The organism is Salipaludibacillus neizhouensis (genome assembly GCF_002886185.1).
Taxonomy (GTDB): domain Bacteria; phylum Bacillota; class Bacilli; order Bacillales; family Salisediminibacteriaceae; genus Salipaludibacillus; species Salipaludibacillus neizhouensis.
The window spans coordinates 3132550-3144585 of the sequence record NZ_KZ614146.1 but is presented as its reverse complement, the minus strand read 5'-3'; the positions used below and the strand labels follow the sequence as shown (position 1 = coordinate 3144585).

Here is a 12036-nt window from a genome sequence, read left to right as displayed (position 1 = left end):
TGTTGTTTTAACAATGATATCTTAAGTACGTATTTCAATAAAAAATCACTTTATTGCGGGAGGTATTTGTATGGGGAGATTGGATAATAAAGTTGCAATTATCACAGGTGCTGCCAGTGGTATGGGATTAGCTGCTGTTGAATTGTTTGTTCGCGAAGGGGCTAAAGTTGTAGCAACTGATATTGCAATGGAACAGTTAATAGAAGTAATATCAAAAATTAATGGTGAAATCTCTACACTTGAATTAGATGTTACTTCTGAAAAAGATTGGAAAAATGTTAGTGAACGTACAAAAGATAAATATGGGAAAATTGATATTTTAATAAATAATGCAGGTGTTTCTGCGCATAAAAGTTTACTTGAAGAAGATTTAGACGGTTGGAATAAAGCGATAAGCTTGAATTTGACATCTGTATGGCTAGGGATGAAAGTGGTAATTCCATATATGCAAAAATCTGGTCAAGGCTCTATTGTAAATTGTGTATCATTAGCGGCCATAGTTGGAGGGGCTGATAATGGCGCAGCAGCATATAGTGCAGCAAAGGGCGGTGTTCGCTCATTATCAAAACATGCAGCGATCAACTTTGCTAAGGATAATATTCGTGTTAATTCGGTTTATCCAGGAGCTATTTTTACAGGGGCTGCCAAAAAACATGGCGTCACCTCTCAAGAACAGCTAGGACAGGCATTTGCAAGCATGATTCCGTTACCGCCTCATGCTGGAGAAGCGTCAGATATTGCCAATGCTTATTTATACTTATCATCGGATGAATCTAAATTTGTTACAGGGGAAGAGTTAATAGTTGATGGAGGATGGAGTTCGCATTAAATGTAGTTTGTAATAGATATTAAAGGATTATATTAGAAAAGTTCTAAAGAATGGCATTCAGTCATTAGCGTAAAAAGAAATAACTGCACTTTTAATAATGGCGAAAATCAAATCTGAGGTGGACAAGATGGAGAATAGTAAAGTAATGGACATGACCATTATTGGTGGTGGACCTGTTGGGATGTTCGGAGCATTTTATGCTGGTATGCGGAACGCCTCTGTAAAAATAATAGAGAGTCTACCGCAGCTTGGTGGACAGCTTACTGCTTTGTATCCTGAAAAATACATTTATGATATTGCGGGATATCCAAAAGTATCTGCTAAAAGTCTAATTGAAAATTTAGACCAACAGATGAATTTATTCCAAGATAAGTTGCAAATTTGTCTTGGACAGTCGGTGCAGCAAGTTGAAAAGAAAAACGGCATATTTATAATTCAAACCGATACGGAAACACACTATACGAAATCTATTATTATAACAGCTGGTAATGGAGCCTTTGAACCGAAAAAATTACCAATTGATGTAATGGAATATGAAAAAGCAAATCATGTTCATTATTATGTGAATGATATGAAGCGTTTCTCAAATAAAAGGGTTGTAGTTTTTGGTGGAGGAGATTCTGCAGTTGATTGGGCTTTAATGCTAGAGCCAATCGCAAAGAAAGTAACCCTTGTACACCGACGTGATAAATTCCGTGCACATGAGCATAGTCTAGAAAGATTAAAAAAATCAAATGTAGAGCTAGTTACACCATATGTACCAGTTGTGTTAGAGGGAGAGCATTCACTAGAAAAAGTAGTGCTTCATGAAGTAAAGGGTAGTAAAACTATAGAATTAGAAGCAGATGATGTACTAGTTAATTATGGGTTTGTATCCACACTCGGTCCTATTAAAAAATGGGATCTTGAAATAAATAAGAATTCAATCGTTGTAAATTCAAAACTAGAAACAAATATCGAAGGAATATATGCTGCAGGGGATATATGCACCTACGATGGAAAGATAAACTTAATTGCAACTGGATTTGGAGAAGTGGCAACTGCTGTGAGTAATGCAAAGGTTTATGTTGAACCAACTTCAAAGGTTCAGCCAATGCACAGTACGAGTTTGATGAGCACAAAATCCTAATTTTTCAGGAGGGAACGATGACAACAAAGTACACGAAGGTAAACCAGGAAACTTGTATTGCTTGTGGAGCTTGTGGTGATGTTGCACCAGAAATTTATGGTTTTGATGAGGAAGGGATTGCATATGTTATTTTGGATGACAACCTAGGCAACAGTGAAATTCCGGAAGCGCTATGGGATGATATGGAGGATGCATATGAAGAATGCCCATCAGAATCTATTAAAATAGCTAATCAACCGTTTAGAACTGAAAATAATTAAATGAATAAGTAGTAATTGTTTTTCAAGCAAAAAGTGGTATAGGTTTTAACTAATATGAAAAAAGAAGTAGGGCTCAAACTAATAAGTCATTATTTGAAAAAAAGTAAGGAAATTGAATAGATAATAAAAGCTTGTTTATTTCTTAATTACAAGAAATAGACAGGCTTTTTAGCGCTAAATATACTAAGGTAGTCGATAGTCTCTCATCTATGAAAACTCTGACATATGGATGGAGACATCAACAAACAGAAACTATCTTGAAAATATTAGAGTTGATTTATAATATAAAAAGTCTAAAAAACAAACCAAAGTACAATAAAAGATATTTATTAAGAGATAACATAAAGGAAGGTTAGCTATCAAATACAAAAGTGTATAAGAAAATAAGGGATTTTATGTAGCGATACAGAAAAAGTAGCTCATATATTGGGTGATTACACCTATGAAACCAATACAGACGATATCATCTTACTATTTGAGAAATTATATTGGTTAGATATTACTAACTACTATAGAAGGAGGGGGGATATTTTATGAGATATGATAAGTATTCTATACATGAGGAACAAATCAAGGAAATAGGTATTTATTATATCGGGATATTGTTTTGGATCGTATTAGTTTTTATAGGAACTATGACATTACAATTTTTAGAAGAAGTAATATATGTTTCGGCGTCAATCTTCACCATATTAATAGTAACGCACGTCATATTGTATAGGATATCGTATCGATTTAAATATAAATATGCGTCATTTTACTATTTTCTACAATCTAGCGTTATTTTTATTTCTGCATTTATAATGCCACATGGTTCCCCAATTGTATTGGTAGGTTTAATACCGATATTAATAGCGGAAAGCATACATTATTTCGAAAGTTCATTTAAAGTACTTCTAGCTGTAATTCTTCTTTATATTCCCTACTCGGTAGCTATTGCTACTAATTATGGAGTACATGAATTACCATTCTTTTTACCAATTTTGTTCTTTATCGTTGCTATTTCTGCTTTCTATTCTATTCACCATGCTAAACAAATGAAAGCGTGGTCTCGCATGCAATATTATATAAGTGAATTAGAAGCAGCAAATCAGAAAATAGAAGAATTAACAATTATTAATGAAAGAAAACGTCTAGCAAGGGATCTTCATGATACTCTAGCACAAGGCCTTGCTGGATTAATAATGAAACTGGAAGCAATTGATGTTTATGTTCAGCAAGGAAACCAAGACAAATCAAGGCAGATAATACGAGACTCTATGAAACAAGCAAGGAATGCATTAAGAGATGCAAGGGGAGCGATTGATGACTTACGTTCAGAAGCGGTATCAGAAATAAATTTTGTGATGGAAGTAGAGAATGAAATCATAAGATTTGAGAATGCCACATCTGTGGACGTAACTAGTTCAATGCAAACAATTCCACCATTAACTGACGTAATTAGACGGCATGGTATTTTTATTATTAGTGAGAGTTTAACCAATATTGCAAAACATGCACATGCAAGTGCAGTAGAAGTGGAAATAAGTAAGGATCAAAAGGACTTATATATCCGTATTACTGACAATGGTGCTGGTTTTGATACAAATTCTATTAGTGAAAAACACGGACATTATGGGTTAATTGGTATGTATGAACGTGTTCGGATTTTAAACGGAACACTAAATATTAGTAGTCAGAAAGAGATAGGAACAAAAGTAAGGATAGAAATCCCACTTGCTCAGGATGGTGTAGAAGATGAAAAATAAAATATTGATTGTTGATGATCACTTAGTCGTTACGGAAGGTTTAAAATTAATTTTAGAAACAAATGAGTCTTTCGAAGTAATTGGTGAAGCACAAAATGGACAAGAAGCTATTGAATTCTTGGATAAGCAGCATCCAGACGTAATCTTGTTGGACCTAAATATGCCTGTAATGAGCGGATTGGAAACGATTCAACAAATTAAACAAAGAAAGATAGATATCCCAATTGTTATATTAACAACATATAATGAAGATAAATTAATGGTAAAGGGAATGAAGCTAGGAGCAAAAGGATATTTATTGAAAGATACCAATAGAGATAATTTGTTCCGAACAATAGAGTCTGCAATCAGAGGAGAAACGTTAATACAGTCAGAAATAATGGCGAAAATATTACGTGCAAACGAAGAAGAAGGAAAAATAGAAGATAAAGGTGAAAAGATAAATCATCAGCTTCTAACTGAGAAAGAATTGTTTATACTAAGATCAGTTTCCAAAGGATATAGGAATAAAGAAATTGCATGTGACTTGGGAATTGCTGAGCGAACAGTGAAAGCCCATTTAACAAATATTTATAACAAATTAGGTGTCGATTCAAGGTCCGAAGCCGTATCGGTTTCAATTAAACGAGGGTATATTATCCCTTAACTTAATACTATTCTTTCTTAAAAAGGGTAATAAACTGCAAAACTCTAACAATCATCTTATCACTAATTTTCCATGAGAGAATCGTGAATTTTACGAATTGGCATAGTCATCACAAATATGACATTATTCGCTTGCAATGGTTTCCCAGTTAGGAAGAGGAACTTTTTCGCCGAGAAAACAACTAAAAAAAGTACCAAAATACGGTATCTGGCATTTTGCAGAGTACTACAATATATCAAGTTAAACGTTTTATTAGAGATGAGGATATTACTATCTTAACATTTACTGCTCATATATTTGTGAACGTTTACTTTAACCAAATGCTAGTAAAAAGAATCAAGCTAAAATGCTTATGATTTTAACAGAGATGATTTTGCAAATGACATCTAAAAAATTGAGACAAATGCCATATAAGATAATACCTAAATTATCATACAGCTTAAAATTTCTAGTGTTGACTATTAAGTATAAATTTCAGAAAAGTCTTACAATAAAACCAATAACAATCGAGTTATACTAAAAGAGAATAAGGATAATTCTAAATATGTATTTTCGTTATGTTGTGAACTTATTATATACTTAAATAGAAATATGAAAGAGAGTTTTTTTAAGGAAGGTTAGGATCTTTTTTGTTAGCAATGATTATTTTGTTGAGTATGTCTATCCTAAAATTATATTAGAGAAGGAACGCCATTAATATAGCCAAATAACCATAATATAAGTATAACAAAATTGCATAATAGAAATTCCATATATGTATTTTCGTTATACTTCAAACTTATTATATAATTGCATTAGAAAATAATAATAAGAGCTTTAATTATAAGGAGGGATATTTATTAATGATAACACTTACATATCCTGAACAATCATCGAGGGTAAATCTTGCAATAGGTAAATTTAAAAAAGCAATTACTGAATTGGGTGAAACGTGGACCGTTGGTTCAAAAAAAGATTCTAATACACACAACATTATTATTGTGACGAAAGACATGGAAGAGAACCAAAGCAATGGATTGTACATCGATCCATCGATAAGTGCAGAAGGTTTCCAAATTCAACGGGTAGTTGATCAAGACAAGTTTACTATATTTATCTTAGCTTGTGACGAGTCTGGTGCAATGTACGGAATCCTCGAGCTTTGTGAACAACTACAAAATTACGGTGACCTTTCAAGTGTAAATGAATATATCATTAATCCAAAATTTTCGTTTCGTGCTTTAAAATTCAATCTCCCTTGGTCATCTTACAGAAAAAATAAAAGTTTTGATGTGCAAAAAGAAACAGTCCGTGATCTTAATTTCTGGAAATCATTTTTGGATATGATGATGGAAAATCGCTTTAACGTACTAACTCTATGGAGTATGCACCCATTTCCGTATATGATTAAACCAAAAAATTTCCCGAGAGCCACTCCTTTTACAGATGAAGAACTTGCAGATTGGAAGGAATTTTGGACGTCCTTATTTCGAATGGCAAAGGAGCGTGGTATTGAAACGTACTTAGTTACTTGGAACGTATTCGTCTCTGAATCGTTTCGAGAACACTATGACCCAAAATCTATAAGTGATGAAAAGTTTTACCATTTAGGTGATGCTTATTCTACTGATCAAATCAAACAATACAATCGTGAATGTGTGACACAGCTGATTGATGAATATCCAGATCTATCTGGATTGAGCACTTCTTTAGGTGAAAGAATGGGTGGTATGTCGCCAGAAGAGCGTCAAAAATGGGTTGAGGATGTTTACTACCAAGGAATGAAGGATGCGAAAAGACCAGTTAAGTACATTTACCGAGCGCCATTTACCATTGATCCGTCAATTACAAGAGATGCCATTGAGAAAAATGATTTCATGCCGGAACCGGTTTGGTTGGAATTAAAGTTTAATTGGTCACATGCATATTCAACTCCAAAGTTACGAATGACGCATGGAGGACTAAGTGATGGGTTAGAGGGATATTGGAATCCAGATCCGAAAAATTACAAAATAACATGGATGGCTCGTAATGAGGATTTCTTCACACTACGCTGGGCTCAGCCAGGTTTCATAAGAGAACATATTAAGGGAAATGGTCATGATTATGTAGGAGGATATTTTATCGGATCTGAGTGTTTTATTCCAGCATATGATTACTCTCACTCTCGCGAAAGTGACCATTTCCAATGGTCATATGCGTTCGAAAAACAATGGTTATACTATATGCTATGGGGTAGATTATTATTCGATCCTTCGACACCTGATGAAGTGTTTGCTAATGCGCTTGGACGCCGATACGGTCAATCCAACGGTCGTCCGCTGCTTGAGGCGTATTCGTCTGTGAGTAAAATGCCGTTGGCACTAGCCTCCTCTTTTTTAACCTTATGGGATTTCACTTTATATTCTGAAGGTTTTCTTTCAACAGATACTTCAGGATATAACTCGGGCAAAGCATTTATTTCGCTTGAAGATCTATTAAATACCAGACCAATAGAATCAACTTATCTATCAATTCGTGATTATGTAGATCGTGAAATTAATCAAGAATCAACTGAAGGATTTGTAACTCCAATTCAAGTAGCTGATACATTAGAGAAGGATTCACAGCACGGTCTTGAGTTGATTGCATCGATTTCTGATACTGACTCACCTGTCCTTTGCTGCGAAAAGGCAGATATCAAGGCTTGGGCACTATTGGGATTATATTTTGCAAGTAAACTCCGTGCTGGGGTTAGTTATCAAATGTTCGTAAAGACCGGAGATGAATCTGAACACAAAAAAGCATTACAATGGTTAGAATCACCTCACGCCAATAAGCACTGGGATGATCTTATTGAAGTGACTTCCTCTCATTATGTGGAGCAGCCATTGATGCACATAGGTGAGACGCCATTTTCTTGGGAACGCTTCCGACCGCAGGTGTTAGAGGATATTGATTTTGTCCGTAGTGCATTTAAAAACTAAGTATCTATTTTGTATTTTTAATTATTTTTCAATATTGATTCAGATTAAGACAACACCTATCTCGGAAATCGCTTCTTTAATGACGAATCTAGGAATGAACAACATGTCAGTAATTAAATGGATTCATGAGTTTGAAAGAGAAAAAAAGGGGAATCGAGCCAAACTTGTGACTTTTCCAGTTGAACTAACAAATATTGCTTTATGACAATACGATCATAATAGGGGATAAGTAAAAAGAAGTAAGTGGAGATAGATGAAATAAAGGGAGGTGTTCTGAATGGTTGTTAAAGAGTTTATATCAGAATTAAGAACCGCTTTTCCTGATGTTGAAATGGAACAGGCACAAACAAATTGTGACCTAGGGAATAACGGTTATGTCCATGTTTATCCCAAATCAGAAGATGAAATTGTAACTATTTTACAGTATGCAAATGAACATGGGAAAAAAATAGTTGTACAAGGAAATGGGTCGAAAAAAGGTTTTGGGGGTGAAAAAGAAACAGCCGATATTTTACTTTCGTTGTCAAAGTATAAAGGAATTGTAGAACACGGTGCTGGTGATATGACAGTGACGGTAAAATCGGGAACCTCCTTTCAAGAATTACAGGAGTTTTTAAGTGAGTATAAACAACAAGTTTCATTAGATCCTTCCTGGCCGAAATATGCATCCATTGGTGGAGTCATTGCATCTAACGATAGTGGACCAAAGAGATTAGGATATGGCTCTGCAAGAGATGCTGTCATTGGATTAAGAATTATTTACCCTGATGGAACAATCATTCGATCTGGTGGGAAGGTTGTAAAAAATGTAGCAGGTTATGATATGAACAAGATGTATATCGGTTCTATGGGGACACTTGGAGTATTCACTGAAGTGACATTAAAGCTACGTCCCTTACCTAAAAAAGAGAGTGTTGTATTAATCTCGTTCCCAGAAGGAAGCTTTGAAGATATTCATGCTTTTGCTGTTAAAATATTAGATTCAATGATGGAGCCTGTCTCTCTTGAGTTTTTAAACCCTTCTTTAGCACAGAAATTAATAGGAAAAAAACAATTTACTTTAGCTATTAGTTTTGAAGATGTTGAGAGCTCAGTTGATTACCAAGTAAAGATGATCCAAGATATGAAACCTGATCAAACAACACTCAGTATCTTGCTAGATAACGAAGAGCTCCAATCGTTTTGGAATCAACTATATTCTATAAGTCCGAATGGGGTTGAAGGTAATCTTGAGACAAAAGAAACGGAGGCATGTTTAAAGGTTGGGGTAAAAAATTTAAGTGTTCTAAATGTCATTAGGGATGGACAAATGCTGCAAGATAGTCATAATCTTGTTGTCACTGCTCATGGTGGATTAGGTCATGGCATATGTCAATTAAATTTGAAGGGTGCTAGGGAGGATGTAGCTTCAGTTATTACCAATTTATGCCAAATCGTGGGTCGGCTTAAAGGCTACGTCATTATAAAGCATGCTCCTTTATCTTTACGCCAGGAAATCAATGTTTGGGGAGATAAACCAACATATTTATTTCTAATGGAAGGGATAAAATCTAAAATTGACCCTAATCATGTATTAAACGAGAAGAGGTTTTTGGGAGGGATATGAATATGGTTCTAAAGGAAAATGACGTGAAAAATGAACCTGCATGCACCACAACAAGCTTAAGTAATTACCTCTGGAGTGACGCGCCAGATGAAAATAAATGGGCGGATTGTGTTCATTGTGGGATGTGTTTAGAAGCTTGTCCTACCTACGAGTTAACAGGTCAAGAACAACATTCACCACGAGGACGTGTTCATCTTATTCAGTCTGTAGCGGAAGGAAAATTAGAGGTAAATGAACAATTCATGGATCCTGTTAATCAGTGTTTAGATTGTCGTGCATGTACAACTGCATGTCCAGCAGATGTTGATGTAGGAGGCTTGATCGAAGAAGCACGTGGTCAGATTCGTCAAGCCATGCCGCTTAAAGGATGGAAAGGGATGGTAAGTAAGTTATTTTTAGAAGAATTATTCCCTTATCCAAACCGCATGAATTCCTTTGGTGGGTTATTAAAATTTTATCAAAAAAGTGGCGTGCAAAACCTTGTTCGAAAAACAAGACTTATTAATATTATGCCTTCACACCTTGTAGAGATGGAAGCTGTCATGCCAGAAATTAAAGTACCTGTTCGAAAGTTATTCAAAAACGAAGAGGTCATTAAAGCAAAAGGAACCGAAAAAGGTACGGTGTCTTTTTTAACAGGCTGTATTATGGATGTCATGTTTAGTGATATCAATGAATCTACCATTAATGTCCTCACTCATAATGGACATAATGTCTCCATTCCGAAAAAACAAACATGCTGTGGCGCCTTACATGTTCATGCCGGAGACAGAGAAACGGGTAGAAAACTAGCAAAGCAAAATATTGAGGCGTTCAAAGATGCGGATAAGGTCATTGTGAACGCGGCTGGATGCGGATGTATGTTAAAGGATTACCCGGAATTATTCCGTGAAGATGCTGAGTGGAAAGAAAAGGCAGAAGTGTTTGCTGCTAAGGTTGAGGATGTATCGAAATATGTGCATGACAATGGTTACGAAAAGCCAAAGTCTGAAATTAAGACTCGGTTAACCTATCACGATGCATGTCATTTAGCACATGGTCAAGGTATTCGCGAAGAGCCGCGTAAAATTCTATTAGATATTCCGGGTGTGGAAATGGTTCATATGCCGAATTCAGATCGTTGTTGTGGAAGTGCTGGTATATATAATATTACAAATCCGGAAATGGCTGGGGCTGTGTTGGAAAGAAAAATGGAAAACGTACCTGATGATGTCGATATGATTTCGATGGGTAACCCAGGTTGTATGCTCCAAATGGCAATCGGTGTTGAAAAGTATGGAAGAAGCCAACAGGTAGTCCATACCATTCAATTGTTAGATTGGGCTTATAAAAAGGATGCGGAAAAAGAGAAGAGTAATAAAGGAGGTGAGAAATAATATGCCTTTAAAACTAAAAACCAAAGATAAGCATATCAAAAAACTAGCGGAAATTGTAAATGGGCCAAAATCAATCCTTTATTTAAAGGAAGATTTACTTGCCTATGACTGTGATGGTTTCACCATTCATAGGCACATGCCTAAAGCCGTAGTATTTCCTAAAAATACAGAAGAGGTAGCTGCCATTGTAAAATATTGTGCCTCACATAATCTCCCATTTCTTGCTAGAGGAGCGGGTACTGGGTTAAGTGGTGGAGCTATTCCCATCAACGAGGAGGTCATCATTAGTCTTGTTCGAATGAAACGACTTGTTCATGTTGACTTAGAAAACCGGCGTGCAGTTGTAGAGCCTGGTTTTGTGAATCTGAAATTGACCAATTCCATCTCAGAAAAGGGATATTATTACGCTCCAGATCCTTCAAGTCAGTATTGCTGTACAATCGGTGGAAATGTTGCTGAAAATGCTGGCGGGGCCCATTGTTTAAAGTACGGTGTGACCACAAATCATATTTTAGGACTCGAAGTTGTCCTTCCAAACGGCGAGATTATTGAAATTAGTAGTGATGGCATACCTGATGCTCCAGGATATGATTTGCTTGGATTACTAACAGGCTCTGAAGGAACATTAGGCATTGTAACAAAAATTACAGTTCGAATTTTAAAGAACCCAGAAGCTAAACAAACGGTATTAGCCTATTTTGATAAAGTTTCAGATGGGAGCTATGCTGTTTCTGATATTATATCAGCGGGTATTGTTCCAGCCGCTCTTGAAATGATGGATAAGATTGCAATTGAAGGAGTTGAAGCAGCATCATTTCCTGTAGGTCATCCAAAGGATATTGCAGCACTTTTACTGATTGAAGTAGATGGGATAGAAGCAGGGATTGATGAACAAATAAAAGAAATTCTTGAAGTATGTAAGAAAAGAAATGTGCGAGAGGTAAAGGTCGCTCAAAATGAACAAGAAAGAGCAAGATGGTGGGCCAATCGCAAAACAGGTTTTGGGGCTATGGGAGCCATATCTCCCGATTATTTAGTACAAGATGGTGTGATCCCACGAAGTAAGCTTCCAGAAGTTTTAGAACGAATTAATCAAGTAAGCGAGGAAGTTGGACTTCGGATAGCAAATATATTTCATGCAGGCGACGGTAACCTTCATCCTCTTGTCTTATTTGATTCAAGGAAACCAGGAGAAACTGAAAAAGCATTAAAGGCAGGAACTGCTTGTCTAAAAGCATGTGCTGATGTAGGTGGGTCAATTACTGGTGAGCATGGTGTTGGAATTGAGAAAATGGAAGAAATGAGATTTGTGTTTAATGAAGAAGAAATTCAAGCACAGACAGCGATTCGTGAAGTGTTTAATCCTAAAAACCTCTTGAATGCCGGGAAGATTTTTCCAAGCCCGGGCAGATGTGTAGAAATAAAGAAAGAAATGAAAGCAACATCCGTTAAATCAGAAGAAAAATTATTAGAATTTTCTTAAAAATTGTCATCTGT

Annotated in this window: 9 protein-coding genes; all 9 read left to right on the top strand. The window is 35.8% G+C overall.

Going from position 1 to position 12036, the window contains the following annotated elements; genetic code table 11:
• Nucleotides 1-70 precede the first annotated feature (70 nt).
• The gene (locus CEF18_RS14790) at nt 71-829 is read left to right on the top strand and encodes an SDR family NAD(P)-dependent oxidoreductase (RefSeq protein WP_110937176.1); all 759 of its coding nucleotides are present in this window, start codon (nt 71-73) and stop codon (nt 827-829) included.
• A gap of 127 nt (nt 830-956) precedes the next feature.
• Entirely contained in the window at nt 957-1958 is a 1002-nt protein-coding gene (locus CEF18_RS14785) for an NAD(P)/FAD-dependent oxidoreductase (protein ID WP_120689078.1), read from the top strand.
• 17 nt (nt 1959-1975) lie between these two features.
• Nucleotides 1976-2218, top strand: a complete 243-nt coding sequence (locus CEF18_RS14780) for a ferredoxin (protein WP_110937174.1) — start codon at nt 1976-1978, stop codon at nt 2216-2218.
• Between the two features lie 533 nt (nt 2219-2751).
• Nucleotides 2752-3966, top strand: a complete 1215-nt coding sequence (locus CEF18_RS14775; RefSeq protein WP_110937173.1) for a sensor histidine kinase — start codon at nt 2752-2754, stop codon at nt 3964-3966.
• Nucleotides 3956-4612 carry a response regulator gene (locus tag CEF18_RS14770; RefSeq protein ID WP_110937172.1) on the top strand — a complete coding sequence of 219 codons (657 nt, stop codon included), beginning with the start codon at nt 3956-3958 and terminating at the stop codon, nt 4610-4612. The genes CEF18_RS14775 and CEF18_RS14770 overlap by 11 nt, the downstream gene beginning before the upstream one ends.
• Nucleotides 4613-5454: 842 nt before the next feature.
• A complete protein-coding gene (locus tag CEF18_RS14765; RefSeq protein WP_110937171.1) occupies nt 5455-7557 on the top strand; it encodes a hypothetical protein in 2103 nt (700 codons plus the stop codon).
• Nucleotides 7558-7834: 277 nt separating this feature from the next.
• A complete protein-coding gene (locus CEF18_RS14755; RefSeq protein WP_110937169.1) occupies nt 7835-9163 on the top strand; it encodes an FAD-binding oxidoreductase in 1329 nt (442 codons plus the stop codon).
• A gap of 2 nt (nt 9164-9165) precedes the next feature.
• Nucleotides 9166-10539: a (Fe-S)-binding protein gene (locus CEF18_RS14750; RefSeq protein WP_110937168.1), complete on the top strand. Its 1374-nt coding sequence runs from the start codon at nt 9166-9168 to the stop codon at nt 10537-10539.
• 1 nt (nt 10540) lies between these two features.
• Nucleotides 10541-12022: an FAD-binding oxidoreductase gene (locus tag CEF18_RS14745; protein WP_110937167.1), complete on the top strand. Its 1482-nt coding sequence runs from the start codon at nt 10541-10543 to the stop codon at nt 12020-12022.
• The last annotated feature ends 14 nt before the right edge of the window (nt 12023-12036 follow it).

Excerpts from the sequence above, each read along its gene's own strand:
- CEF18_RS14790 (WP_110937176.1), top strand. The coding sequence starts at position 71 with ATGGGGAGATTGGATAATAAAGTTGCAATTATCACAGGTGCTGCCAGT.
- CEF18_RS14785 (WP_120689078.1), top strand. The coding sequence starts at position 957 with ATGGAGAATAGTAAAGTAATGGACATGACCATTATTGGTGGTGGACCT.
- CEF18_RS14780 (WP_110937174.1), top strand. The coding sequence starts at position 1,976 with ATGACAACAAAGTACACGAAGGTAAACCAGGAAACTTGTATTGCTTGT.
- CEF18_RS14775 (WP_110937173.1), top strand. The coding sequence starts at position 2,752 with ATGAGATATGATAAGTATTCTATACATGAGGAACAAATCAAGGAAATA.
- CEF18_RS14770 (WP_110937172.1), top strand. The coding sequence starts at position 3,956 with ATGAAAAATAAAATATTGATTGTTGATGATCACTTAGTCGTTACGGAA.
- CEF18_RS14765 (WP_110937171.1), top strand. The coding sequence starts at position 5,455 with ATGATAACACTTACATATCCTGAACAATCATCGAGGGTAAATCTTGCA.
- CEF18_RS14755 (WP_110937169.1), top strand. The coding sequence starts at position 7,835 with ATGGTTGTTAAAGAGTTTATATCAGAATTAAGAACCGCTTTTCCTGAT.
- CEF18_RS14750 (WP_110937168.1), top strand. The coding sequence starts at position 9,166 with ATGGTTCTAAAGGAAAATGACGTGAAAAATGAACCTGCATGCACCACA.
- CEF18_RS14745 (WP_110937167.1), top strand. The coding sequence starts at position 10,541 with ATGCCTTTAAAACTAAAAACCAAAGATAAGCATATCAAAAAACTAGCG.